The sequence below is a fragment of the Streptomyces sp. NPDC001848 genome, from assembly GCF_042891915.1.
GTDB lineage: Bacteria > Actinomycetota > Actinomycetes > Streptomycetales > Streptomycetaceae > Streptomyces.
Genome location: NZ_JBIATP010000002.1, coordinates 618870 through 643019, shown reverse-complemented (window position 1 = coordinate 643019; position 24150 = coordinate 618870). Strand labels below are relative to the sequence as shown.

21 protein-coding genes and 1 riboswitch are annotated in these 24150 nt (G+C 72.9%); of the genes, 14 read left to right on the top strand and 7 right to left on the bottom strand.

The annotated features are described in order from the left end of the window. Window positions 1–34: 34 nt before the first annotated feature. The 6 genes from ACFYZJ_RS05965 to ACFYZJ_RS05940 all read left to right on the top strand — a co-directional run bounded on the left by ACFYZJ_RS05965 (window position 35) and on the right by ACFYZJ_RS05940 (window position 4926). Complete coding sequence (locus tag ACFYZJ_RS05965; protein ID WP_103845200.1) at window positions 35–268, top strand: hypothetical protein; 234 nt, start codon at window positions 35–37, stop codon at window positions 266–268. Window positions 269–315: 47 nt separating this feature from the next. Then, window positions 316–1143 (top strand): SURF1 family protein, encoded by an 828-nt coding sequence (locus tag ACFYZJ_RS05960; protein WP_388563272.1) that lies wholly within the window; start codon window positions 316–318, stop codon window positions 1141–1143. Window positions 1144–1453: 310 nt separating this feature from the next. After that, on the top strand, window positions 1454–2041 hold the full coding sequence (locus tag ACFYZJ_RS05955; RefSeq protein WP_388563270.1) for a sigma-70 family RNA polymerase sigma factor: 588 nt from the start codon (window positions 1454–1456) through the stop codon (window positions 2039–2041). Further along, a complete protein-coding gene (locus ACFYZJ_RS05950; RefSeq protein ID WP_388563269.1) occupies window positions 2038–2358 on the top strand; it encodes a hypothetical protein in 321 nt (106 codons plus the stop codon). The genes ACFYZJ_RS05955 and ACFYZJ_RS05950 overlap by 4 nt, the downstream gene beginning before the upstream one ends. 22 nt (window positions 2359–2380) lie before the next feature. Continuing rightward, window positions 2381–4165: a glycoside hydrolase family 15 protein gene (locus ACFYZJ_RS05945; RefSeq protein WP_388563267.1), complete on the top strand. Its 1785-nt coding sequence runs from the start codon at window positions 2381–2383 to the stop codon at window positions 4163–4165. A gap of 5 nt (window positions 4166–4170) precedes the next feature. Next, a complete protein-coding gene (locus tag ACFYZJ_RS05940) occupies window positions 4171–4926 on the top strand; it encodes an SDR family oxidoreductase (RefSeq protein ID WP_388563265.1) in 756 nt (251 codons plus the stop codon). Window positions 4927–5025: 99 nt separating this feature from the next. Here the strand turns inward: ACFYZJ_RS05940 and ACFYZJ_RS05935 are convergent, their stop codons facing one another. The 3 genes from ACFYZJ_RS05935 to abc-f form a co-directional block, all read right to left on the bottom strand. Then, window positions 5026–5817, bottom strand: a complete 792-nt coding sequence (locus ACFYZJ_RS05935) for an enoyl-CoA hydratase/isomerase family protein (protein ID WP_388563263.1) — start codon at window positions 5815–5817, stop codon at window positions 5026–5028. Window positions 5818–5949: 132 nt separating this feature from the next. Continuing rightward, on the bottom strand, window positions 5950–6171 hold the full coding sequence (locus ACFYZJ_RS05930) for a helix-turn-helix domain-containing protein (protein WP_030578326.1): 222 nt from the start codon (window positions 6169–6171) through the stop codon (window positions 5950–5952). Window positions 6172–6538: 367 nt separating this feature from the next. Then, window positions 6539–8137 (bottom strand): ribosomal protection-like ABC-F family protein, encoded by a 1599-nt coding sequence (gene abc-f / locus ACFYZJ_RS05925; protein ID WP_388563261.1) that lies wholly within the window; start codon window positions 8135–8137, stop codon window positions 6539–6541. A 458-nt stretch (window positions 8138–8595) separates the two neighbouring features. Here abc-f and ACFYZJ_RS05920 point away from each other — a divergent pair, with 458 nt between their 5' ends. Next, entirely contained in the window at window positions 8596–9009 is a 414-nt protein-coding gene (locus ACFYZJ_RS05920; protein WP_388563259.1) for a VOC family protein, read from the top strand. A 19-nt stretch (window positions 9010–9028) separates the two neighbouring features. Here the strand turns inward: ACFYZJ_RS05920 and ACFYZJ_RS05915 are convergent, their stop codons facing one another. From ACFYZJ_RS05915 to ACFYZJ_RS05905, 3 genes are all read right to left on the bottom strand, one after another. Then, on the bottom strand, window positions 9029–10438 hold the full coding sequence (locus ACFYZJ_RS05915) for a hypothetical protein (RefSeq protein ID WP_388563257.1): 1410 nt from the start codon (window positions 10436–10438) through the stop codon (window positions 9029–9031). A 305-nt stretch (window positions 10439–10743) separates the two neighbouring features. After that, window positions 10744–11871: an alpha/beta hydrolase gene (locus ACFYZJ_RS05910; protein WP_388563255.1), complete on the bottom strand. Its 1128-nt coding sequence runs from the start codon at window positions 11869–11871 to the stop codon at window positions 10744–10746. Between the two features lie 142 nt (window positions 11872–12013). After that, a complete protein-coding gene (locus ACFYZJ_RS05905; protein ID WP_388563253.1) occupies window positions 12014–12733 on the bottom strand; it encodes a class II aldolase/adducin family protein in 720 nt (239 codons plus the stop codon). Between the two features lie 257 nt (window positions 12734–12990). Between ACFYZJ_RS05905 and ACFYZJ_RS05900 the strand changes: the two genes are divergently transcribed. Together ACFYZJ_RS05900 and ACFYZJ_RS05895 are read left to right on the top strand one after the other, a co-directional pair. After that, window positions 12991–14301, top strand: coding sequence for an anion permease (locus ACFYZJ_RS05900; RefSeq protein WP_388563252.1), 1311 nt, complete (start codon window positions 12991–12993; stop codon window positions 14299–14301). A 13-nt stretch (window positions 14302–14314) separates the two neighbouring features. Then, a complete protein-coding gene (locus ACFYZJ_RS05895; protein WP_388563251.1) occupies window positions 14315–14530 on the top strand; it encodes a hypothetical protein in 216 nt (71 codons plus the stop codon). 86 nt (window positions 14531–14616) lie between these two features. On the opposite strand, the gene ACFYZJ_RS05890 is transcribed toward ACFYZJ_RS05895, so the two are convergent. Continuing rightward, window positions 14617–14919 (bottom strand): hypothetical protein, encoded by a 303-nt coding sequence (locus ACFYZJ_RS05890; RefSeq protein ID WP_388563249.1) that lies wholly within the window; start codon window positions 14917–14919, stop codon window positions 14617–14619. Between the two features lie 270 nt (window positions 14920–15189). After that, a riboswitch (cobalamin riboswitch) is annotated at window positions 15190–15331 on the top strand. Between the two features lie 99 nt (window positions 15332–15430). On the opposite strand from ACFYZJ_RS05890, the gene ACFYZJ_RS05885 reads away from it, so the two are divergent. From ACFYZJ_RS05885 to cobO, 5 genes are read left to right on the top strand one after another with little or no spacing between them, the layout of a single operon-like run. Next, complete coding sequence (locus ACFYZJ_RS05885) at window positions 15431–16387, top strand: cobalamin biosynthesis protein (protein WP_388563247.1); 957 nt, start codon at window positions 15431–15433, stop codon at window positions 16385–16387. Next, a complete protein-coding gene (locus tag ACFYZJ_RS05880; protein ID WP_388563245.1) occupies window positions 16384–17892 on the top strand; it encodes a cobyric acid synthase in 1509 nt (502 codons plus the stop codon). The genes ACFYZJ_RS05885 and ACFYZJ_RS05880 overlap by 4 nt, the downstream gene beginning before the upstream one ends. Beyond that, window positions 17889–21542 (top strand): cobaltochelatase subunit CobN, encoded by a 3654-nt coding sequence (gene cobN / locus ACFYZJ_RS05875; RefSeq protein ID WP_388563243.1) that lies wholly within the window; start codon window positions 17889–17891, stop codon window positions 21540–21542. The genes ACFYZJ_RS05880 and cobN overlap by 4 nt, the downstream gene beginning before the upstream one ends. Continuing rightward, the gene (locus ACFYZJ_RS05870) at window positions 21539–23551 is read left to right on the top strand and encodes a putative cobaltochelatase (protein WP_388563241.1); all 2013 of its coding nucleotides are present in this window, start codon (window positions 21539–21541) and stop codon (window positions 23549–23551) included. Before cobN ends, ACFYZJ_RS05870 begins: the two co-directional genes overlap by 4 nt. Further along, a complete protein-coding gene (gene cobO / locus ACFYZJ_RS05865; RefSeq protein ID WP_388563239.1) occupies window positions 23551–24150 on the top strand; it encodes a cob(I)yrinic acid a,c-diamide adenosyltransferase in 600 nt (199 codons plus the stop codon). Before ACFYZJ_RS05870 ends, cobO begins: the two co-directional genes overlap by 1 nt.

Below are 24150 nucleotides of genomic sequence, written 5' to 3'. Positions count from 1 at the left end.
GCCCGCGCCGCGGCGACGGCTCACGCTGTGGCGCATGGCACGTTGCGAGGTCTGCGGAAACGACTACGGCATGACGTTCGAGGTGCACGCGCAGGGCGCGGTGCACGTCTTCGACTGTTTCGCCTGCGCCATCCACCGCATGGCGCCCATCTGCGAACACTGTCGCGTCCAGATCATCGGCCAGGGCGTCGACGTCGACGGCCACTGGTACTGCGGCGCGCACTGCGCCCGCGCGGAGGGGCAGGTGGGCATCGTCGACCGGGTCTGAGGCACCCCCGTGCGGGCGCGGTCCGGTCCGAGATGTACCGTCGTGGGGTGTACCGCTTCCTGTTGTCCCGGCAGTGGGTGATCCTCACCCTCGTGGCTCTCCTGCTCATCCCGACGATGATCTGGCTGGGTTTCTGGCAGCTGCACCGCCACGACCACAGGCAGGCGCTGAACAAGCTGATCAACGAATCGCTGGCCGCGCCGCCCGTGCCCGCCGAGTCGCTCACGTCGGTCGGCGGGACCGTCCGGCACGAGGACCTCTACCGCCGGGTGACCGCGAAGGGCCACTTCGACACGGCGCACGAACTGGTCGTGCGCCGCCGTACGAACGCGGCCAACGAGGTCGGCTACCACGTCCTGACCCCGTTCGTGCTGAACGACGGCAGGACGCTCCTCGTCAACCGGGGCTGGATCGACTCCCCCGCCTCGCAGACCGTCTTCCCGAAGATCCCGGCACCCGTCCGGGGCGAGATCACGGTCACGGGACGGCTGATGCAGGACGAGACGACGGCCGCGAGCGGCATCAAGAACCTCAAGGGGTTGCCGGACCGCCAGATCATGCTGATCAACAGCAAGCAGATCGGCACGCTGCTGCGCGAGGCGGGCGACACCTCCGCGAAGGAGATCCTCGGCGGCTACGTCGAGCTGGTCTCCCCCGCCCCCGAGGGCGGCAGCCCCGAGCTGATCCCGTCGCCCAAGGAGGACACCAGCTGGATCGGGCTCGGTGACATCAACCTGCCGTACGCGGTCCAGTGGTGGCTCTTCGCGGCGGGCGTCCCCCTCGGCTGGTTGATCCTGGCCCGCCGCGAGGCCCGGGAGCGGGCGAAGGCGGCCGCCGAGGAGACGAGCGAGGAGCCGGCACCGGCCACGGTATGACGCGGGCCGGGTCCCCTCGGGTCCGGTGGCGGTCGGCCGGGCGGTCGCGCAGGTGGAGCCGGGCGGTCGCGCCGGAAGAGAAGGGGCGGGGCCGGCGCGCGGGCGTCAGGGCGGGACGGCGCGCCCGCCCCGCGGTCCACTCCCGCGGCCGTCAGCAGCAGCGGCCCTTCGGGTGGGTCCTCAACCTGATCGTCGCCGTGGCCGGGACCACGGCGCTCGAACGCCTCGGCGTCCCGCGCGGCGCCGACGCGACCGACCTGCCGTCGCGCCTGACCGTCAGGCGGCGCCCCGAGACGGGAGCGAACAACCCGTGAGACGCAGACAGCAGACCCCCGTCACACTGACCCCGGTGCCCCAGCCCGCCGGCCCGGCCGGGCCCCTCACCGCCCCGGTGAGCGACCCGGCCGAACTGGAACGCGAGGCCGGTGTGGCCCGGCTGTTCGAGCGGCACTACGCCTCGATGCTGCGCCTGGCGGTGCTGCTCGGAGCCGACGACCCGGAGAACGTGGTGGCCGAGGCCTACTACCAGATCTACCGGAAGTGGCGGCGCCTGAAGGACACCGAGGCGGCGGAGGCGTATCTGCGCTCCACCGTCTGCAATCTGACGCGGATGCGCATACGCCACCTCCAAGTGGCCCGTAGGCACGAGGAGAAGCCCTCGGAGGAGGTCGTCGCCTCAGCCGAGAGCACCGCACTCCTCCAGGACGACCGGCGGATGCTGATCCGCGCCCTGCAGCAGCTGCCCGCCCGGCAGCGGGAGGCGCTCGTGCTGCGGCACTGGCTCGGTCTGAAGGAGCGGGAGATCGCCGCGGCGATGGGGATCTCCTGCGGATCCGTCAAGACGCACACGGCGCGCGGCCTGGCCGCCCTGACCCAGGCGATGGAGGCCCGGCGATGACGCATCGAGATGCGACTCCGTCGCGTGGCACCGGTCCGGACCGTACGGAACGGGAACTGAGCGAGGCCCTCGCCGCACTGGCGGACGGGGTGCACGCCTCCCCCGACGCCTACCGGACGGCGCGCGGGGAGTGGCTGCGCCGGGAGCGCCGGCGCCGGCTCATGCTGACCGTGCTGGTCGCGGTCGTGTTCACCCTGGCCACGCTGATCGGCCTGTGGGTCCTCAACCAGACCCCCTCACACCCGGGCGTGATCTTCTCCGGCCTCGGCTCCCCACCGCCCGTCACTCCCCCGGCCCACCCCCTGATTGTGCCGTAGGCGCGCCGGGAACCCGCACCCCGTGCACCCGCGGATCGAGGACTACGCACTCATCGGCGACGAACAGACCGCCGCCCTGGTCGGCCGGGACGGGTCCATCGACTGGTTGTGCCTGCCCCGCTTCGACTCGCCCGCCTGCTTCGCCAGGCTGCTCGGCACCGAGGAGCACGGCCACTGGAGGATCGCGCCCCGGGGCGCCCGCCGGTGCACGCGGCGCGCCTACCGTCCCGACACCCTCGTCCTCGACTCCGAGTGGGACACCCCGGACGGCACGGTCCGCGTCACCGACTTCATGCCCCAGCGTGACCGCGCCCCCGACGTCGTACGCGTCGTCGAGGGCCTGGACGGCCGGGTCACCGTGCGCGGTGAGCTCCGGCTGCGCTTCGACTACGGCTCGATCGTGCCGTGGATGCGGCGGACCGACGGTCACCGGGTGGCCGTGGCGGGACCCGACTCGGTCTGGTTGCGCAGTGAGCCCCCGGTGCGCACCTGGGGCGAGGACTTCGCCACCCACTCCGAGTTCACGGTCGGGGCCGGGGACAGGGTCGCCTTCGTCCTCACCTGGCATCCCTCCCACGAGCCCCGCCCCGCCCTCGTCGACCCGTTCGAGGCGCTGGACAGCAGCGTCGAGGACTGGCGCGGATGGGCGGCGCGGTGCCGTTACCACGGCCCGCACCGGGATGTGGTGGTCCGCTCCCTGATCACGCTGAAGGCGCTCACCTACGCGCCCACCGGCGGTATCGTCGCGGCGCCCACGACCTCGCTGCCGGAGTCGCTGGGCGGTGTGCGCAACTGGGACTACCGCTACAGCTGGCTGCGCGACTCCACGCTCACCCTTCAGGCCCTGCTCGCGGCCGGCTACCACGAGGAGGCCGAGGCCTGGCGTGACTGGCTGCTGCGCGCGGTCGCCGGCAACCCGGCGGACCTGCAGATCATGTACGGCATCTCGGGCGAGCGGCGGCTGCCCGAGTACGAGCTGCCCTGGCTGCCCGGCTTCCACAGCTCGGCGCCGGTCAGGGTGGGCAACGACGCCGTGAAGCAGTTCCAGCTGGACGTGTACGGCGAGGTGATCGACTCCCTGTCGGTGGCCCGCAGCGCCGGGCTGCCGGTCAGGCCGCACATGTGGCGGGTGCAGTGCGCGCTGCTGGAGTTCCTGCGGACGGCCTGGCGGCGGCCGGACGCGGGACTGTGGGAGGTACGCGGGCGGCGCCGCCACTTCGTGTACTCCAAGGTGATGGCGTGGGTGGCCGCCGACCGTGCCGTGCGCGCCCTGGAGGAGCATCCGCACCTCGACGGCGACCTCGACGGCTGGCGGGCCATGCGGGAGGAGGTGCACCGGGAGGTGTGCGAGCGGGGCTACGACCCCGAGCGGAACACGTTCACCCAGTACTACGGCTCACGGGCGCTGGACGCCTCGCTGCTGCAGATCCCGCTCGTCGGCTTCCTGCCGCCGGACGACCCGCGGGTGACCGGCACGATCGACGCGGTGCGCGCGGAGCTGTCCTGCGACGGCTTCCTGCTCCGGTACGACCTGCGGGCCACGGACGTGGATCCGCTGCCGGGCAGGGAGGGCGCGTTCCTCGCGTGCTCGTTCTGGCTCGCGGACGCCCTGCACCTCACGGGCCGTACCGGCGAGGCCCGGGAGCTGTTCGAACGGCTGGTGGGGCTGTGCAACGACGTCGGTCTGCTCGCCGAGGAGTACGACCCGGCGACCGGCCGACAGCTCGGCAACTTCCCGCAGGCGTTCAGCCATCTCGGCCTGGTGGGGACCGCCCTCGCCCTGCACGGCGGCGGGAAGGCAGGATAGAGGCCATGGATCTTGGACTGAAGGACCGGGTGTACGTCGTCACCGGGGCGACCCGCGGGCTGGGCAACGCGGCCGCGCGGGAACTCGTCGCCGACGGGGCGAAGGTGGTGATCACCGGCCGCGACGGGAAGCGGGCCGAGGACGCGGCGGCAGAGCTGGGCGCGAACGCGGTGGGCGTCGCCGCCGACAACTCCGACCCGCAGGCGGCGGCCCGGCTGATCGCGGCGGCCCGTGAGCACTTCGGCGGCTTCGACGGCATCCTCATCAGCGTCGGCGGGCCGCCGGCCGGAGGGGTCGCCGGCAACACGGACGAGCAGTGGACGGCGGCGTTCGAGTCGGTGTTCCTGGGCGCGGTGCGGCTGGCGCGCGCAGCCGCCGCGGAGCTGACCGAGGGTGGTGTCATCGGGTTCGTGCTGTCCGGTTCCGTGCACGAGCCGATCCCGGGCCTGACCATCTCCAACGGGCTGCGCCCCGGCCTCGCGGGCTTCGCCAAGTCGATCGCGGACGAGCTGGGCCCGCGTGGCATCCGGGTCGTCGGCCTGCTCCCGTCCCGTATCGACACCGACCGGGTGCGCGAGCTGGACGCCCTGTCCGCGGACCCGGGGGCGGCCCGCGCGGCGAACGAGTCCCGCATCCCGCTGCGCCGCTACGGCACTCCCGAGGAGTTCGGCCGCACGGCGGCGTTCCTGCTGTCCCCGGCGGCGTCGTACCTGACCGGCATCATGGTGCCGGTGGACGGCGGGGCACGACACGGCTTCTGAGCCGCGTGCGGTCGCCCCGCGGCGGCGTACCCGGGCCCGGGCCCGTCCGGGCAGGCAGACTCGCCGGGCCCGCCGGTGGCGGGCCCGGCCGGGGTACGTCTACTCGCCGACCCCCGCCAGATCCCGAAGTCGCCGGGCCTGGGCGGCCCGTTCCGCCGCGCGCTGGGCCTCGTAGGTCCGCTCCTGCGCCCCGCGCAGCAGTGCCTTGGTCTCGATCACGGCGTCGCGGGGCGCCGCGAGCAGAGCGGTCGCCAGGTCCCGTACCGTCTCGTCGAGCTGGTCACGCGGTACGGCGACATTCGCGAGCCCGGTGGTCACGGCTTCCTCGGCCCCGACGGAGCGGCCCGTCACGCAGATCTCCAGCGCGCGGGCGTAGCCGACCAGGCCCACCAGCGGGTGTGTGCCGGTGAGGTCCGGGACCAGACCCAGGCTGGTCTCACGCATGGCGAACTGCACGTCGTCCGCGACGACGCGCAGGTCACAGGCGAGGGCGAGCTGGAACCCCGCGCCGATCGCATGCCCCTGGACGGCGGCGACGGACACGATGTCGCTCTGCCGCCACCAGGTGAACGCCTCCTGGTACCCGGCGATGGTGGCGTCCAGCTCCGCGTCGCTGCTGCGCGCGAGGTCGATGAAGGTCGGTTCGCCCTCGATCCCCTCGGGCGTGAACATCTGACGGTCCAGCCCGGCCGAGAACGACTGACCCTCGGCGCGCAGCACGACCACGCGGACGGAACCGGGCAGCGCACGGCCGGCCTCCGTGAGCGCCCGCCACAGAGCGGGGCTCTGCGCGTTGCGCTTGGCCGGGTTGGTCAACGTCACCGTGGCGATCGCCTCGTCGACGGTGAGCCGTACGCCGTCCTTGTCGAGTACCGGGTCGAGCGAAGCCATGCGGCGCCTCCGATGGGTGCGGTCAGCAGCGGATACCGTGGGACGGCATCCCTAAGTGACTGCACAGTAACCACCCGGCCGGTCGCCGGACCGACCGGGTGGCCACCACCGAAGCCGATGGGCCGCCCGGCGTCAGGCCGACTGGGCCTTCTTGCCCCGCGTCGCCCCGCCACGCCCTCGCAGCGTGACGCCCGACTCGCTGAGCATCCGGTGAACGAAGCCATACGAGCGGCCGGTCTCCTCGGCCAGTGCCCGGATGCTCGCACCGGAGTCGTACTTCTTCTTCAGGTCTGCCGCGAGCTTGTCGCGCGCGGCGCCGGTCACCCGGCTGCCCTTCTTCAGAGTCTCGGCCACCCGTGCCTCCTCATGGGAAGTGCGCTCTGGTCTCCTCATGATCACCCCTCCGGGGCGTGATGGCCACCCATTCGGCAAGGTCCGTGCGACAAGGTTGTGACGACAGGAGCACATCCCCACGAGCGGAATCCGGGATTCCGACCGGTCGCGTCCGTACACCCGAACGGGTTCACCGAGGAATCGCCAGGTCAGCGAAGCGCGACGGCCGAGCCCGTGCGGCGGAGCGGGTCGGCCGTCGAATCGGTGCAGGACACACCTGGGTACGAGGAGATCTCACACAGATGATGGATCACGGATCGGCCGAATGATCCATACTCAGTGGATCATTCGTTCGATCAAGCGGGCCTGACCGCCCGGCGCGGGGCGGTCAGGCGAGCGCGACCAGGTCGGCGTACTCCGCGCCCCACAGGTCCTCGACACCGTCCGGCAGCAGGATGATCCGCTCCGGCTGAAGCGCCTCGACGGCGCCCTCGTCGTGGGTGACGAGCACGACCGCGCCCTTGTAGGTGCGCAGCGCGCCGAGGATCTCCTCACGGCTGGCCGGGTCGAGGTTGTTGGTCGGCTCGTCGAGGAGCAGCACGTTCGCGGACGACACCACGAGGGTGGCGAGGGCGAGACGGGTCTTCTCGCCGCCGGAGAGAACGCCGGCGGGCTTGTCGACGTCGTCGCCGGAGAACAGGAACGAGCCGAGCACCTTGCGGACCTCCACGAGGTCCATGTCGGGCGCGGCGGAGCGCATGTTCTCCAGCACCGTGCGGTCCGGGTCGAGGGTCTCGTGCTCCTGGGCGTAGTAGCCGAGCTTGAGGCCGTGACCGGGGACGACCTTGCCGGTGTCCGGCTGCTCGACGCCCGCCAGCAGGCGCAGCAGGGTGGTCTTGCCCGCGCCGTTCAGGCCCAGGATGACGACGCGGGAGCCCTTGTCGATGGCCAGGTCGACGTCGGTGAAGATCTCCAGCGAGCCGTACGACTTCGACAGCCCCTCGGCCATCAGCGGGGTCCTGCCGCAGGGGGCCGGCTCGGGGAAGCGGAGCTTGGCCACCTTGTCCTGCTGACGGACCTCGTCCAGCCCGGCCAGCAGCTTCTCGGCCCGGCGGGCCATGTTCTGCGCGGCGACCGTCTTGGTGGCCTTGGCGCGCATCTTGTCGGCCTGGGCGTTGAGCGCTGCGGCCTTCTTCTCGGCGTTGGCGCGCTCCCGCTTGCGGCGCTTCTCGTCGGCCTCGCGCTGCTGCTGGTACAGCTTCCAGCCCATGTTGTAGATGTCGATCTGGGCGCGGTTGGCGTCCAGGTAGAACACCTTGTTGACGACCGTCTCGACGAGGTCGACGTCGTGCGAGATGACGATGAAGCCGCCGCGGTAGGTCTTCAGGTAGTCCCGCAGCCAGATGATCGAGTCCGCGTCGAGGTGGTTGGTCGGCTCGTCGAGCAGCAGGGTGTCCGCGTCGGAGAACAGGATGCGGGCCAGCTCGATACGGCGGCGCTGACCGCCGGAGAGCGTGTGCAGGGGCTGGGACAGCACCCGGTCGGGCAGGTTGAGCGCGGCGGCGATGGTGGCGGCCTCGGCCTCCGCGGAGTACCCGCCCTTGGTGAGGAACTCGGTTTCCTGGCGCTCGTACTGCCGAAGGGCCTTCTCCCGGGTGGCGCCCGTGCCGGTGGCGATGCGCTGTTCGTTCTCACGCATCTTGCGGATCAGGACGTCGAGGCCGCGCGCGGACAGGATGCGGTCGCGGGCGAGGACGTCGAGGTCGCCGGTGCGCGGGTCCTGCGGGAGGTAGCCGACCTCGCCGGAGCGGGTGACGGTGCCCGCCGCGGGGATGCCCTCGCCGGCGAGGACCTTGGTGAGGGTGGTCTTCCCGGCGCCGTTGCGGCCGACGAGGCCGATGCGGTCGCCCTTGGTGACGCGGAAGGTGGCGTTCTCGATGAGGATGCGGGCACCGGCGCGCAGCTCGATGCCGGAGGCGGAGATCACGGACAGACTCCTGGGCTGGGGTCCCCCGGCTCGAACGGGGTCGAGGGCTTGGGGGAGGGTGGCGGGATGGACGGCTGAGGACGTTCCCGCCGTCTAATGCGCGAGGAGAATGGCCATGGGCCACAGTCTAACGGGGCGGTGCAAGCGCTTTTTCCGTACGAGGGCGGCCCGGGCTGTGACGTTCGACTTCGCAGCAGCTCGACGGCGGCGGTGTGACGCCCGCCACGCGGCGCGGAGAATACGCCCGGGCGCGGTGCGCGGAGGCGTGACGCGGCCGTTGTGTCCCCCGTTCGGGCCTCGACCCGGTGTCGCGCCGCGGGGCGGTACGAGGATGGCGCTTCCGGCGCGTGAGGCGGCGTCAAAGGGGCGTCGTGGCGTCGCCGAGGCGTTGTCAGTGGCCGGTGCCAGACTGAACTGCAGGCCGGGATCGCGGCCGGACACCGGAGGGAGTGACGGTGATGGCGGGCATCGACGGCAGGCGACCGAGCATCTGCCCGACGCTGTTGTACGCGGACGCGAAAGCGGCGATCAGGCAGCTCACGGAGGCCTTCGGTTTCACGGAGCTGTCGGTGTACGAGGGTGAGGACGGCTCGGTGCTGCACGCCGAGCTGGTGCAGGGCAACGGCGTGGTGATGCTGGGCTCGAAGGGCCGCGGCGGCCCCTTCGACGAGGCGATGAAGGGGGCGGGGCCCTGCGGGGTGTACGTCGTGGTGGACGACGTCGACGCACACCACCAGCGGGCCGTGGAGCACGGCGCGGAGATCCTGATGCCCCCGACGGACCAGGACTACGGGTCGCGGGACTACATGGCGCGGGACGCCGAGGGCAACATCTGGAGTTTCGGCACGTACGCCCCCGAGACGGCCGCCTGACGACCGCCGCCCCGAGGGGTCAGCGGCCTCCGGTGTGGACCTGGAAGGCAGCTCGGCGCACGGCCTTGGCCAGCGCCGGGTCCGGGTGGGCGGCGGCGAGCGCGACCAGGACCTGGACGGTACGGGGGTGTCCGACCGCGCGCACCTCGTCGAGCAGCGCGGGCACGGTGGCCTGCACCGCGGACTCCAGGTGGCGGACCAGCAGCGGGGCCTCACCGTGGTCGGCGACGGCGGCGGCGGTGTCGACCCACAGCCAGGTGGCCTCCTCGCGGGTGAGCACGTCGTGGGCGTCCTCCGGGTCGACGCCGTCGTGTTCGGCGAGCCAGAGGAGGGCGTAGGGGCGCAGCGTGGTCTCCTCGGCGGCGCGGCGCACCTCGGGCTCGGCGGGAGCGCCGACCACCCGCAGCGCCTCGAAGGCCAGGCCGCGCAGCAGGGCGTCCTCGCCGCGGGCGGCGTCGAGGAGTTCGGTGACGGCACTGCCGACGGGGCGGGCGGCAAGCCAGGCGCGGTATTCGGCGCGGGCCGCGTTCGGGCGGAGCTGGGCGCAGCCGCGGAGCATGGCCTCGGCGTTCTGCTCGATGTTCCCGGCGGGGCTCTGCGCGGCGACGCAGATCTGCTCCAGCTTGACCCAGACCGCCCAGCTGCCCAGCGGGGTGAGGGTGGCCTGCCCGTCGGCGCAGGTGAGGGCGCCGACGTAGGCGAGCGCGTCGAGGGCCCAGTCGAGCAGGGGGGCGAGCTCGGTGTCGTCGGCGGACTCCGGGACCGGCGGCACGACAGGCTCGGGCCGGGGTCCGTAGGGGACCTCGCAGCGCTCGGTGCGCAGTTCGGTGACCCGCTGCTGAAGCAGGTCGAGGAGCTGCTCGAAGGGGACGGGCCCGGCGGACAGCTGGAGGAAGGAGAGCACCTGGGGCATGGCCGAGACGACCTCGGCGACCGCGGCGTGTTCGCGGTCCGCCGGCTCGGGGTAGGCGAGCGACCAGGCGTCGAAGAGGGCAACCCAGCCGCGCAGCACGGCGGAGTCGTCCCGGTCCCAGGCGCGCAGCCGCCAGCCGGGGCGGGCGCTGTCACCGTGCACCTCGACGAGACCGGCCAGACGTGCGGTGTCCCAGTCGGCGCGCACCTGAGCGACGGTCAGGCCGAGGTCGGCGGCGGCCCGTTGCGCGGTGGCGTCGGAGAGGGTGCCCCGGCCGTCGGGGGAAGCGCCCGCGCGGCCGGGCCCGAGCGCGGCGTCGGCCCAGTGGGCGACACGGGCCGCGCCGGCCAGGCGGGCGCGGGCCATTCGCGCCAGTTCCGCGGGCGGGGGCGTGCCCTCCGGCGGCCGGGGTGCGGGGCGGCGCGTGCGGCGCTGGGTCACCGCTCGGGGGGCGGCGGCCAGCGGCCGCGGTCGGACGAGTCGGAGCCTGGAGTCGCGCGGAGTACGGGACGTCACGGGTGCAGTCTTCCGGTTGACGGTCCGAAAACCCAAACGGAATGCCGCGAGGGGCGCCGATGGCAGCCGTCGGGGGATGTCTCAGAGGGCCTGGGAAGGGGGACAGTGCTGGTCGGGAGGGCTAAGCGGAAGAGGGCGCGAGAGGGCGCGGCAACTCTGTGTCCGTCGACGCGTGCCGTCGGATCGACGCCACCCGGCAACGGGGTCACATCTGTGCCGTCACCACAACGGCGTCAGATCGACTGCCGTCAGAACATCGGCGTCGCATCGACTGCCGCCACATCAACGGCGTCACATCAACGGCGTCACATCAACGGCGTGAGGAAGCGCCGCATGGCCTCCTCGTAGGCCTCGGGATCGGCGTTCCACATGGCACCGTGCGGGGCGTTCTCCACCGTGTGCAGGGTGACCAGGTTCGCGCGGCGCTCGGCGAGGCGGCGGGAGGGTCCCCAGGGGGCGATCGTGTCGTCGGGCCCGTGGAAGATCAGCACCGGCACCTTGAGGTGCTGCGGGTCGGCCGCCTTCCGGGTGCGGTCACCGTGCAGGCCGGTGCGGCCCTGTGCGGCGCGGACGGCCAGCGGCAGCAGGGCTCCCGGGGTGCGCCGGGCGGCGGCCAGGGCGCGCAGCGTGGCCTCCCAGCTGAGGACGGGCGAGTCCAGGACAAGCCCGGAGATCCGCTCGCGCACCGCCGAGTGGGCGGCGGCGTGCAGCGCCATGGCGGCGCCGGTGGACCAGCCGTGCAGCACGACCCGCTCGGCCCCGGACCGCACCGCGTGGCGGACCGCGGCGTCCACGTCGCGCCACTCGGTCTCGCCGAGGTGGTTCAGGCCGTCCGGGGAGCGGGGCGCCCCTGGGTCACCGCGGTAGGCGATGTCGAGGACCGGGAAGTGGTGGCGCTGCAGGAACTCCATGACGTTCATGGGGTGTTCCCGGGTGGTGCCGAGCCCGTGCACGGTGATCACCCAGGTGTCACGGGCGCCCGGCAGGAACCAGGCGGGCAGGTCCCCGAGTTCGCCGGGCACCTCGACGTCGGTGTGGTCGAGGCCGAGGGCACTGCGGGGATCGCCGGTGTACAGGGCGGGGGTGAGCCAGACCTTGTCACCGGGCTCGAGCGTGCCGTGGGTGACGCGTTCCAGACGGCGTACGACGGTGTCGACGGTGTGCGGGGCCGAGTTCAGGACCGGCCCGACGACCGCGTGCGAGCCGTCACCGGTCAGCCCGTAGGTGCCGGGCCGCTGGGAGGCCAGGTCGCGGGTGAGGGTGATCCGGCCGGCCGCCAGGGAGTGCACCGTGAGGCGGGGTTCCGTGGGCAGCGGGCGGCCCGGCGGTGCCTTCAGCGCGGCGTCGCTGGCGAAGCGGCCCGCGGCGACGCCGACGGCGCCCGCGGCGATGGCTACGGTGACGGCTGCGGCCGCCGCTTTGACAGTGCGCATCCACCCAGTCTCCCGTCGGAGCCCGCCCCCGGCCAGTGGGGGAAGGGCGCGGTATGACCCACGGGGCGCGCCGCGAGACGACCCCGGCCGGCCGGTCCACCACGGGGTTTCGGTGCCGGTGAGGCCGGTCCGAGAAGAACCCCTAGCCCTGCCCGTACCCCCGCAACCGCTCCTCTACCTCCGCCACCTGCTCGCGGCTGAGCAGGTGCGGGGTGCGGCCCGGTACGGACGACGCCGTCAGCCATACGCGGCACATCCACTCCAGCTGGGCGGTGCGGTCGTAGGCCTGGTCCAGCGAGGCACCGTGGGCGACCGTGCCGTGGTTCTGCAGCAGGCAGGCGCTGCGGCCGGTCAGGGCGCGCAGCATGTTCTCGGCCAACTCGGGGGTGCCGTAGGTCGCGTACGGGGCGACCCGTACCGCGCCTCCCATCGCTGCGGCCATGTAGTGGATCAGTGGCAGCTCCCGCACCAGCGTGGAGACGGCCGTCGCGTTGGGGGCGTGGGTGTGCACGACGGCCCGGGCGTCCGTCCTGCGGTAGACGGCCAGGTGCATGGGCAGCTCGCTGGTCGGGCGCAGCCTGCCGAGCACCTGCCGGCCGTCGAGGTCGACTCCGACCACGTCGCCCGGCGTCAGCCGCTCGTACGGCACTCCGGTGGGGGTGACCAGCACGGTGTCGCCGACGCGTACGGAGACGTTGCCGGAGGTGCCGACGACCAGTCCGTCGGCGACCGTGCGGCGGGCCGTGGCGACGAGCTGCTCCCAGGCCCGCGCCACCTCTCCCTCCGCGGCCGGCGCACCCGGCCCCCGCCCGCCCGGTGTGTCCTGTTTCGGGTCCCCCGTGTCGCGTCGCTGATCCGCCATGCGGCGATCCTGCCAGGGGGTGACGAGAATCTCTTCGCCGGGCCCCGCGGGAGCGGCCGAAGCGGGCGTGCGCGGGGTCGGCCGGGCCCTCGTGACCGCCGCAGGCCGCAGTTGAGGGGGCGGCCGCCGCCACCCCGCCACAAGCGGAACGTCGACACGCCGATCGATACACCCTCCAGCCCGCCCCAGTTCACCTTCCGTTCACCCAGGTTGCCTACGGTCCAACAGCCACTGACCTCCCACAGAAGCCTGGGTAAATGGAACACATCACGCTCCTCCTCGGAATCGTGATCGTCACCGCTCTCGTGTTTGATTTCACGAACGGTTTCCACGACACAGCCAACGCGATGGCGACGACCATCTCGACCGGCGCCCTGAGGCCCAAGACGGCGGTGGCGATGTCCGCCGCGCTGAACCTCCTCGGCGCCTTCCTGTCCGTGGAGGTCGCCAAGACGATCTCCGGCGGCATCATCAACGAACAGGGCATTCGCGTCGAAGTGATCTTCGCGGCCCTGGTGGGCGCGATCCTGTGGAACCTGCTCACCTGGCTCCTGGGGCTGCCCTCCAGTTCCTCCCACGCCCTCTTCGGCGGTCTGATCGGCGCCGCCGTCACCTCGGCCGGCTGGTCCGCGGTGAACGGTTCGACGATCGTCACCAAGGTCCTCATCCCCGCGGTGGCCGCGCCGGTCGTGGCGGGCCTCGCCTCGATGCTCGCCACCCGCCTGTCGTACGTGATCGGCAGCCGCGCCGACGAGAAGGCGACCGCGAAGGGCTACCGCGCCGGGTCGATCGCCTCGGCCGGCCTGGTCTCCCTGGCCCACGGCACGAACGACGCGCAGAAGACGATGGGCATCATCACGCTGGCTCTGGTCACCGGCGGTGTCATCGCCCCCGGCTCGAACCCTCCCACCTGGGTCATCGTCTCGGCCGGTCTGGCCATCGCGCTCGGCACCTACCTGGGCGGCTGGCGCATCATCCGCACCCTCGGCAAGGGCCTGACGGACCTGGCGCCGCAGCAGGGCTTCGCCGCCCAGACCAGCGCGGCGACCGCGATCCTCGCCTCCTCGCACCTCGGCTTCTCGCTCTCCACCACCCAGGTCTGCTCCGGCGCCGTCATGGGCGCGGGCCTCGGCCGCAAGGGAGGCGTGGTCCGCTGGTCCACCGCGACCCGGATGCTCATCGCGTGGGTTCTGACGCTCCCGGCGGCCGGGCTGGTCGGCGCGGGCGCCGAACTCCTCACCAAGCAGGGCACCTGGGGCACGGTCGCCACCGGTGTGCTGCTGGTCGCCGGCGCCGGCGTCATCTGGACCCTGTCCCGCCGCAAGCCGGTCACCGTGGACAACGTCAACGACGTCGAGACGGAGCCCGCGGGTGTCGTCACGGCGGCGATCGCCGCGGTGACCCCGCCCCCGGCGGGGCCCGTCGTCACGGCCGACGCCGCCGTGGCCGACAGCGCGGTGCCCGGCACCGCCCCGGCGGACACGGACGCCGACACCGACCTGCAGGCCACCATCCCGGCCCCGGACGCCGGCCCCGCCACGGAGCCGGCCCCCGCCGCCACGGTTTAAGGAATCACCACTCATGAAGATCGACTGGGCAGCCCTCGGCTCCGTCTTCGGCGTCAGCCTCGGGGTCACCGTGGCCCTGGTGGGCCTGTTCACCCTGGGCGTCGTGGGCCTCACCAAGAAGGAATCGGCCCGGGGCGGCGCGGCCGCCCTGGCGGCCACCGGCGCGTACGCCTGTTTCGCGGCGTGCGCGGCGGCGGTCGCGTACGGGATCCATCTGATCGTCGTCTGACGGCGGGAGCGCTTCGGCCCCCGTACCCGTGTCGCTACGAGTCACCCCCGCAGCGGTGTCGCTGCGGGGGTTTCTCATGCCCGGGGTCAGGGGGTGCGCGAGTCGCGTGGCCGTACCGCCGCCGTCGCCCGGCCCAGGACACGGAGGCGCTCCGTGACCGGGGTGAGGCCCCACCACAGTCCCGCGCAGGCGGCGGCCACGATGGTGACCACCAGCCACACGAGGGCCCGCGCCGGGGTTCCGGGCACCAGCAGCGCGGCCAGCGCACCGATTCCGACCGCGAACATCCCCGTCGTCAGGGAGAAGAGTGCCAGCACCGCCGCCGGCGAAGGATGCGGCGCGTGGGGATCTCCCGCGCCCGCCGAGAATTCCTTGGCCCTGTCCCCCATGTGGGTCCCTCCCGTCCTCCGGACGGTCGCTCGGACGGTTCCCTCGGACGCCGTCCGCTGCCGGGTTTCTCGAGTTCGGCCAGCAAAGCACACCCCGCCGCACGGCGAAAGGCGAGGACCGGGCCGGTGCGCCGTTTCGAGTCACGCGCCGGAACGCGCGCCCCTCGACCGCCACTTCACTCCGAAAAGCACCGATTCGCGTAACTGACGTGATTTCAGCGGTGTGGGACTCGGCACACCACAGCACCGCAGGTCAAGAGCAAGTTGACGGCTGTTCTGGGCGCGTGGTGGACTGCCGGAGCCAGTACGGCGGCAGGAGAGGAAGCCGGTGCGAGTCCGGCGCGGTCCCGCCACTGTCACCGGGGAGGACCTTCCCGGGAGCCAGGAACTCTCACCGCCGGTCTCGTCGAACCAGGGCGTGGACACCCTGAGTGAGGACATATCGCCATGCGCGGCTGCCGATTGAGGTTGTGTCACCGGGCCCCTTCCGACCACACGGTCGGCTGAGCCGATGGGTGCCGATCGTGTCTTCGCGTACGGCGCCGCCGCCGGCCTCCTCGGTGACCTCCTGCTGGGCGATCCTCGCCGTGGGCATCCGGTCGCCGCGTTCGGGCGGGCCGCGGCGGCCGTGGAACGGGTGTTGTGGCGGGACCACCGCGGGTGGGGCGCGCTGCACACCGCCGTGTGCGCCGGAGGTGCCGTGGCGCTCGGGGCCGTCGCCGCACGCTCCGTACGTACCTCCCCTGCCGCCTCGGTGGCCCTGACCGCCGCCGCCACCTGGGCCGTGGTCGGCGGCACGTCGCTCGCCCGGGAGGCACGGGCCATCGGACGCGCCCTGGAGGCGGGGGACGTGGAGGCCGCACGCGCCCGCCTGCCCCATCTCTGCGGGCGGGATCCGCGGGCGCTCGACGCGGACGGGATCGCGCGGGCGGTCGTCGAGTCCGTCGCCGAGAACACCTCCGACGCCGTGGTGGGCGCGCTCACCTGGGGGGCCGTGGCCGGGGTGCCGGGTCTCGTGGGATTCCGCGCCGTCAACACGCTCGACGCCATGGTCGGGCACAAGTCGCCCCGTTACCGGCGCTACGGATGGGCCTCCGCACGGCTCGACGACCTCGCCGGGTGGCCGGGTGCGCGGCTCACCGCCGTCCTCGCGGCAGCGACGGGCCCCGACCGGCGAGGCGCCCTGCGCGCCTGGCGCGCCGATGCCGCGAAGCACCCGAGCCCCAACGCCGGGCCCGTGGAGGCCTCGTTCGCGGGGGCCCTGGGCGTCCGGCTGGGCGGAACGCTGTCGTACGGGGGGCGTGTGGAGCACCGGCCGGTACTCAACCGCGCCGGGCGCGCCGTGCGCACGGACGACATCGAGCGGACCGTACGGCTGTCCCGGCGCGTGAGCGGGCTCGCGCTCGGCATCACGGTCGCCGGGCGCCTGGTGGCACGAAGGCTTCTCGCGAAGGGACGGACCTCATGAGCGGCGGACTGCTCGTCGCCGGTACCACCTCCGACGCCGGCAAGAGCGTCGTCACCGCCGGGATCTGCCGCTGGCTGGTCCGGCAGGGGGTGAAGGTCGCGCCCTTCAAGGCGCAGAACATGTCCCTGAACTCCTTCGTCACGCGCGAGGGCGCCGAGATCGGCCGGGCGCAGGCCATGCAGGCCCAGGCGTGCCGCATCGAACCGACCGCGCTGATGAACCCCGTGCTGCTCAAGCCGGGCGGCGAGCAGAGCAGCCAGGTCGTGCTGCTCGGCAAGCCGGTCGGTGAACTGAGCGCGCGCGGGTACCACGGGGGGCGGCAGCAGCAGCTCCTCGGCACGGTGCTCGACTGCCTCGCCGAGTTGCGGGGCACGTATGACGCGGTGATCTGCGAAGGGGCGGGCAGTCCGGCCGAAATCAATCTCCGGCGGACCGACATCGTGAACATGGGAATCGCCCGGAACGCCCGGCTCCCCGTCCTCGTCGTCGGTGACATCGACCGGGGCGGCGTCTTCGCCTCCTTCTTCGGGACGGTGGCGCTGCTCTCCCCCGAGGACCAGGAACTCGTCGCCGGGTTCCTCGTGAACAAGTTCCGTGGCGACGTCTCCCTGCTCGCACCGGGGCTGGACATGCTGCAGGACGTCACGGGGCGGCGCACGTACGGTGTCCTGCCCTTCCGGCACGGCCTCGGGATCGACGAGGAGGACGGACTCAGGGTGTCCCTGCGCGGCGCGGTCCGCGAGTCCGAGGTGACCGCGCCCGTCGGCGAGGACGTGCTGCGCGTCGCCGTGTGCGCCATCCCCCTGATGTCCAACTTCACGGACGTGGACGCGCTGGCCGCCGAACCCGGCGTGGTGGTCCGGTTCGTGGACCGGCCGGAGGAGCTGGCCGACGCCGACCTCGTGGTGATCCCCGGGACCCGGGGCACCGTCCGCGCCCTGGAGTGGCTGCGCGAGCGCGGTCTCGCGGACGCCCTGGTGAGGAGGGCCGCGGAAGGGCGGCCGATGCTCGGCGTCTGCGGCGGTTTCCAGATCCTCGGCGAGCACATCGAGGACGAGGTGGAGAGCCGCAAGGGGCAGGTGGACGGGCTCGGGGTACTGCCCGTGCGGGTGCGCTTCGCGCGCGAGAAGACCCTCACCCGGCCGGCCGGGGAGGCCCTCGGCGAGCGGGTCGAGGGGTACGAGATCCACCACGGGGTCGCCGAAGTCCTGGGCGGCGAGACCTTCCTGGACGGTTGCCGGGTCGGGCAGACGTGGGGCACCCACTGGCATGGGTCCCTGGAGTCGGACGGTTTCCGGCGGGCCTTCCTGCGCGAGGTGGCCGCCGCCGCGGGCCGCCGCTTCGTGCCGGCCCCCGACACCTCGTTCGCCGCGCTGCGCGAGGAGCAGCTCGACCGGCTCGGCGACCTGATCGAACAGCACGCGGACACGGACGCGCTGTGGCGGCTCATCGAGTCGGGCGCGCCGCAAGGACTGCCTTTCATTCCACCGGGAGCGCCCGCATGAGCACAGTGTTGTTGTTGTCGACCGCCGACACCGATCTGCTGGCGGCCCGTGCCTCCGGCGCGCCGTACCGGATCGGCAACCCGACCCGGGTGGACGTCGCCGAGGAGCTTCCCGCGCTGATCGAGGGCGCGGACATCGCCGTCGTACGCCTGCTCGGCGGCAAGCGCGCATGGGAGGAGGGGCTGGCCCGGCTGAAAGCGTCCGGCATCCCGACCGTGCTGCTCGGCGGGGAGGCCGTCCCCGACGCCGAACTGATGGCCGAGTCGTCGGTACCGGCCGGCGTCGTCGCGGAGGCGCTGAAGTACCTCGTCGAGGGCGGCCCCGCCAACTTCACCGAACTCGCCCGGTTCCTGTCCGACACGGTGCTGCTGACCGGCGAGGGCTTCGACGAGCCGCGGAAGATGCCCGAGTACGGCATCCACGGCGAACGCCCGTTCGCCGAAGGCCGTCCGACCGTCGGCGTGCTCTTCTACCGGGCCCACGAACTCAGCGGCAACACCGCCTTCGTGGACACCCTGTGCGACGCGATCGAGGCGCACGGCGCCAACGCCCTCCCGGTGTACTGCGGTTCGCTGCGGGGCGGCGACGCCGGGCTGTACGAGATCCTCGGACGGGCCGACGCCCTGGTGGCCACGGTCCTCGCGGCCGGTGGCACGCACGCCTCGCAGGCATCGGCGGGTGGTGACGAGGAGTCCTGGGACATCGGCGCGCTGGCCGAGATGAACATCCCGGTTCTCCAGGGCCTGTGCCTGACCTCCTCGCGTGCCGCGTGGGAGGAGTCCGACGCGGCCCTGTCCCCCATGGACGCGGCGATGCAGGTCGCCATCCCGGAGTTCGACGGCCGGCTGATCACCGTCCCGTTCTCCTTCAAGGAGCAGGGCCCGGACGACGTCCCGGTGTACGTCGCCGACCCGGAGCGGGCCGCGCGGGTCGCCGGGATCGCCGTACGCCACGCGCGGCTCAAGCACAAGCCGAACGCGGAGAAGAGGATCGCGCTGGTCTTCACCGCGTACCCGACGAAGCACTCGCGGGTCGGCAACGCGGTCGGCCTGGACACGCCCGCCTCGGCGGTACGGGTGCTGGACGCACTGCGGGACGCGGGGTACGGCGTCACCGAGTACCCGGACACCGGTGACGAGCTGATCCACCGTCTCATCGAGGCCGGCGGTCACGACGTCGAGTGGCTGACCGAGGAGCAGCTGGCCGCCGCCCCCGCGCGCGTGCCGCTCGCCGACTACCGGGCGTGGTTCGACAAGCTGGACCCGGAGCTGCGGGACGCGATGGTCGAGGCGTGGGGCGAGCCGCCGGGCTCGCTGTACGTGGACGGCGACGACATCGTGCTCGCCTCGCTGCAGTTCGGGAACGTCGTGGTCATGATCCAGCCGCCGCGCGGCTTCGGCGAGAACCCGATCGCGATCTACCACGACCCCGACATGCCGCCGTCCCACCACTACATGGCGGCCTACCGCTGGCTGGAGAACAGCTTCGGCGCCGACGCGATCGTCCACATGGGCAAGCACGGCACGATGGAGTGGCTGCCGGGCAAGGGGCTCGGGCTGAGCGCCGGCTGCGCCCCGGACGCGGTCCTCGGCGACCTGCCCCTGATCTACCCGTTCATCGTCAACGACCCCGGCGAGGGCACCCAGGCCAAGCGGCGCGGCCACGCCACCGTCGTCGACCACCTCGTACCGCCGATGGCGCGCGCCGACACCTACGGTGACCTGGCGAAGCTGGAGCAGCTCCTCGACGAGTACGCGCTCGTCTCCGACCTGGACCCGGCGAAGGCGCCGGCCGTGCGCGCCCAGATCTGGACGCTGGTCAAGGCGGCCGAGCTCCACCACGACCTGCACGTGGACGAGCAGCCGGACGACGACGAGTTCGACGAGTTCGTCATGCACATCGACGGCTATCTGTGCGAGATCAAGGACGTGCAGATCCGCGACGGCCTGCACATCCTGGGTGGCGGCCCGGTCGGTGAGCCGCGGGTGAACCTCGTGCTGGCCGTGCTGCGTGCCTCGCAGGTGTGGGGCGGGCAGGCGAACGCGCTCCCGGGTCTGCGGGCGTCGCTGGCCGAGCACTTCGGGCTGGTGGAGAAGGAGCTGCTGGCTGAGCCGGGGGCGCCGGTGAAGGTGCCGGTGGAGCTGACGGACCTGGTGGACGGGCCGTCGCGTACGGCGGCGGACGCGATCGACCTGCTGGAGCAGCTGTGCCGGCGGATCGCGGAGGGGATGGAGGCGCGCGGCTGGGCGGCCTCCGAGAGCCGTGCTCTGGTACGGGAGGTGCTGGGCACCGAACTCCCGGAGGCGGTCGCGGTGCTGGAGTTCGCGTGCACCGAGGTCGTCCCGCGTCTCGCCCGCACCACCGACGAGATCGGCCACATCCTCAGGGCGCTGGACGGCGGCTACGTCCCGGCGGGTCCGTCCGGCTCCCCCACCCGTGGCCTGGTCAACGTCCTGCCGACCGGCCGCAACTTCTACTCGGTCGACCCCAAGGCGATTCCGTCCCGCCTGAGCTGGGAGGTCGGCCAGTCCCTCGCCGACTCGCTGGTCGCACGCTACCTCCAGGACACGGGCGAGTACCCGAAGTCCGTCGGCCTGACGGTCTGGGGCACCTCAGCGATGCGCACCCAGGGCGACGACATCGCCGAGATCCTGGCGTTGCTGGGCTGCCGCCCGGTATGGGACGACGCCTCCCGCCGGGTGACCGGCTTCGAGGTGGTCCCGCTGGAGGAACTGGGTCGCCCCCGGATCGACGTCACGGTCCGCATCTCCGGGTTCTTCCGGGACGCGTTCCCGCACGTCGTCGGTCTGCTCGACGACGCGGTGCGGGCGGTGGCCGGGCTCGACGAGCCTGCCGGGAAGAACTTCGTGAAGGCGCACGCCGACGAGGACACCGCCCAGCACGGCGACCGGCGGCGCGCCACGGCCCGTATCTTCGGCTCCAAGCCGGGCGCGTACGGCGCCGGGCTGCTGCCGCTGATCGACGCCCGCAACTGGCGGTCCGACGCGGACCTGGCCGAGGTGTACGCCGTCTGGGGCGGCTACGCGTACGGGCGCGGCCTCGACGGGCGCGCGGCGCGCGGGGACATGGAGACGGCGTTCAAGCGGATCGCCGTCGCCGCGAAGAACGTCGACACCCGCGAGCACGACCTCGTCGACGCCGACGACTACTTCCAGTACCACGGCGGCATGGTGGCCATGGTGCGGCACCTCACGGGTGCGTCCCCGGAGGCGTACGTGGGTGATTCGGCCGTGCCCGACCAGGTGAAGACCAGGACCCTGGGTGAGGAGACGCACCGGGTGTTCCGCGCCCGCGTGGTCAACCCGCGCTGGATGGCGGCCATGCGGCGCCACGGCTACAAGGGCGCCTTCGAGATGGCGGCGACCGTCGACTACCTGTTCGGGTACGACGCCACGGCCGGAGTCGTCGACGACTGGATGTACGAGAAGCTCAGCGCCGAGTACGTCTTCGACGCCGAGAACCGGGACTTCATGAAGAAGTCCAACCCGTGGGCGCTGCGCGGCATCACGGAGCGGCTCCTGGAGGCCGCCGACCGCGGTCTGTGGGCCGAGCCGGACGCGGACACGCTGGAGCGGCTGCGCACCACCTACCTGGAGCTCGAGGGCGACCTGGAGGGCGACGAGAAGTGAGTACCCCGTTTCCGTTCACGGCCGTCGTCGGCCAGGACGACCTGCGGCTGGCGCTGCTGCTGAACGCGGTCTCGCCGGCGGTCGGCGGTGTGCTGGTGCGCGGCGAGAAGGGCACCGCCAAGTCGACGGCCGTGCGCGCCCTGTCGGCACTGCTGCCCCAGGTGGCGGTCGTTCCCGGGTGCCGTTTCTCGTGCGACCCGGCGGCACCGGATGCCTCCTGCCCGGACGGCCCGCACGAGGCCGGGGCGGGGGTGTCCCGTCCGGCCCGCATGGTCGAGCTTCCTGTCGGGGCCTCCGAGGACCGGCTCGTGGGCGCCCTGGACATCGAGCGGGCGCTGGCGGAGGGCGTGAAGGCCTTCGAGCCGGGTCTGCTCGCCGACGCGCACCGCGGCATCCTGTACGTGGACGAGGTCAACCTCCTCCACGACCACCTGGTCGACCTGCTCCTGGACGCCGCCGCGATGGGCGCCTCGTACGTCGAGCGTGAGGGCGTCTCCGTGCGGCACGCCGCGCGTTTCCTGCTCGTCGGCACCATGAACCCCGAAGAGGGGGAGCTGCGGCCGCAGTTGCTCGACCGGTTCGGCCTGACCGTGGAGGTGTCCGCCTCGCGGGAGCCCGACCAGCGTGTGGAGGTCGTCCGGCGGCGGCTCGCCCACGACGACGACCCCGCTGGTTTCGCGGCGCGCTGGGCCGAGGAGGAGGCGGCCGTACGGGCCCGTATCGTCGCCGCGCGCGAACTGCTGCCGTCCGTGCGGCTCGGGGACGGGGCGCTGCGCCAGATCGCCGCGACCTGCGCCGCGTTCGAGGTGGACGGGATGCGTGCCGACATCGTGATGGCGCGTACGGCGACCGCGCTGGCCGCCTGGGCCGGGCGGACCGACGTGCTGGCGGAGGACGTCCGGCAGGCCGCGCTGCTCGCGCTGCCGCACCGCAGGCGGCGGAACCCCTTCGACGCGCCGGGCCTCGACGAGGACAAGCTCGACGAGACCCTGGAGCAGTTCGGGGATTCCGGCGAGGACGACGACCCGGATCCGGACGGGCCCGGCGGGGGTGGCGGGGGTGGCGGCCGCCCGCCGCAGGACGGTCCGCAGGGCGACGGCGACACGCCCGCGCAGGCCGAGCCCGGTGAGGGCGGGCCGACGCAGACCTCCGGTGCCACGGAGCAGGCTCCCGCACGCGCCTCCGAGCCCTTCCGCACGAAGGTGCTGACCGTACCGGGGCTCGGTGACGGGGCCGCGGGGCGGCGTTCGCGGGCGCGCACGGAGCACGGGCGGACCACCGGAGCCCGACGGCCCCGGGGCGCGCTGACCAAGCTGCACCTGGCGGCCACCGTGCAGGCGGCGGCGCCGCATCAGCGGGCGCGGGGCCGGTCGGGGCCCGGGCTGGTGGTGCGCCGGGACGATCTGCGGCAGGCGACCCGGGAGGGGCGCGAGGGGAACCTCGTGCTGTTCGTGGTGGACGCCTCCGGGTCGATGGCGGCCCGGCAGCGGATGAGCGCGGTCAAGGGGGCCGTGCTGTCGCTGCTGCTGGACGCCTACCAGCGGCGGGACAAGGTGGGGCTCGTGACCTTCCGGGGCTCGGCGGCCGACGTGGCGTTGCCGCCGACCTCGTCGGTGGACGCGGCGGCGGCCCGGCTGGAGTCGCTGCCCACGGGGGGCCGTACGCCGCTGGCGGCCGGGCTGCTCAAGGCGCACGACGTGCTGCGGGTGGAGCGGCTGCGGGATCCGGCGCGGCGGGCACTGGTGGTCGTGGTGACCGACGGGCGTGCCACGGGCGGCCCGGAGCCGCTGGCGCTGGCGACGCGTGCGGCGCGGCTGTTCGCGGCCGAGGGGGTCGCGTCCGTGGTCGTGGACTGCGAGTCGGGACCGGTGCGGCTGGGGCTGGCGGGGCAGCTGGCGGGTGAGCTGGGCGGAACGGCTGTGACACTGGACGAGTTGCGCGCCGACTCGATCGCCGGGCTGGTCAGGGATGTGCAGGGGACGCAGAGGACCACGAGGAGGGCCGCGTAATGCCGCAGGGACAGCCGAGTGTCGTACCGGACGACGGGCTGACGACCCGTCAGCGGCGTAACCGGCCGCTTGTCGTCGTGCACACGGGTGTCGGCAAGGGAAAGTCGACCGCCGCCTTCGGGCTCGCGCTGCGCGCCTGGAACCAGGGATGGCCCATCGGGGTGTTCCAGTTCGTCAAGTCGGCGAAGTGGAGGGTCGGCGAGGAGAACGCGCTGCGGGTGCTCGGTGAGTCCGGGCAGGGCGGGACCGTGGCCTGGCACAAGATGGGTGAGGGCTGGTCCTGGGTCCAGCGGGACGCCCAGATGGACAACGAGCAGAAGGCCCGTGAGGGCTGGGAGCAGGTCAAGCGGGACCTGGCCGCCGAGACGTACAGGCTGTACGTGCTCGACGAGTTCGCGTACCCGATGCACTGGGGCTGGGTCGACACCGACGAGGTCGTCGACGTACTGCGCCACCGGCCCGGCACCCAGCACGTGGTGATCACCGGGCGGAACGCGCCGGAGAAGCTGGTCGACTTCGCCGACCTCGTCACCGACATGTCCAAGGTCAAGCACCCCATGGACGTGGGCCAGAAGGGCCAGAAGGGCATCGAGTGGTGA

Bases quoted from the DNA above. Each gene is read 5' to 3' on its own strand.
- ACFYZJ_RS05965 (WP_103845200.1), top strand. From the start codon at position 35: ATGGCACGTTGCGAGGTCTGCGGAAACGACTACGGCATGACGTTCGAG.
- ACFYZJ_RS05950 (WP_388563269.1), top strand. From the start codon at position 2,038: ATGACGCATCGAGATGCGACTCCGTCGCGTGGCACCGGTCCGGACCGT.
- ACFYZJ_RS05940 (WP_388563265.1), top strand. From the start codon at position 4,171: ATGGATCTTGGACTGAAGGACCGGGTGTACGTCGTCACCGGGGCGACC.
- ACFYZJ_RS05935 (WP_388563263.1), bottom strand. From the start codon at position 5,817: ATGGCTTCGCTCGACCCGGTACTCGACAAGGACGGCGTACGGCTCACC.
- ACFYZJ_RS05920 (WP_388563259.1), top strand. From the start codon at position 8,596: ATGGCGGGCATCGACGGCAGGCGACCGAGCATCTGCCCGACGCTGTTG.
- ACFYZJ_RS05910 (WP_388563255.1), bottom strand. From the start codon at position 11,871: ATGCGCACTGTCAAAGCGGCGGCCGCAGCCGTCACCGTAGCCATCGCC.
- ACFYZJ_RS05905 (WP_388563253.1), bottom strand. From the start codon at position 12,733: ATGGCGGATCAGCGACGCGACACGGGGGACCCGAAACAGGACACACCG.
- ACFYZJ_RS05900 (WP_388563252.1), top strand. From the start codon at position 12,991: ATGGAACACATCACGCTCCTCCTCGGAATCGTGATCGTCACCGCTCTC.
- ACFYZJ_RS05895 (WP_388563251.1), top strand. From the start codon at position 14,315: ATGAAGATCGACTGGGCAGCCCTCGGCTCCGTCTTCGGCGTCAGCCTC.
- ACFYZJ_RS05890 (WP_388563249.1), bottom strand. From the start codon at position 14,919: ATGGGGGACAGGGCCAAGGAATTCTCGGCGGGCGCGGGAGATCCCCAC.
- ACFYZJ_RS05885 (WP_388563247.1), top strand. From the start codon at position 15,431: ATGGGTGCCGATCGTGTCTTCGCGTACGGCGCCGCCGCCGGCCTCCTC.
- ACFYZJ_RS05880 (WP_388563245.1), top strand. From the start codon at position 16,384: ATGAGCGGCGGACTGCTCGTCGCCGGTACCACCTCCGACGCCGGCAAG.
- cobN (WP_388563243.1), top strand. From the start codon at position 17,889: ATGAGCACAGTGTTGTTGTTGTCGACCGCCGACACCGATCTGCTGGCG.
- cobO (WP_388563239.1), top strand. From the start codon at position 23,551: ATGCCGCAGGGACAGCCGAGTGTCGTACCGGACGACGGGCTGACGACC.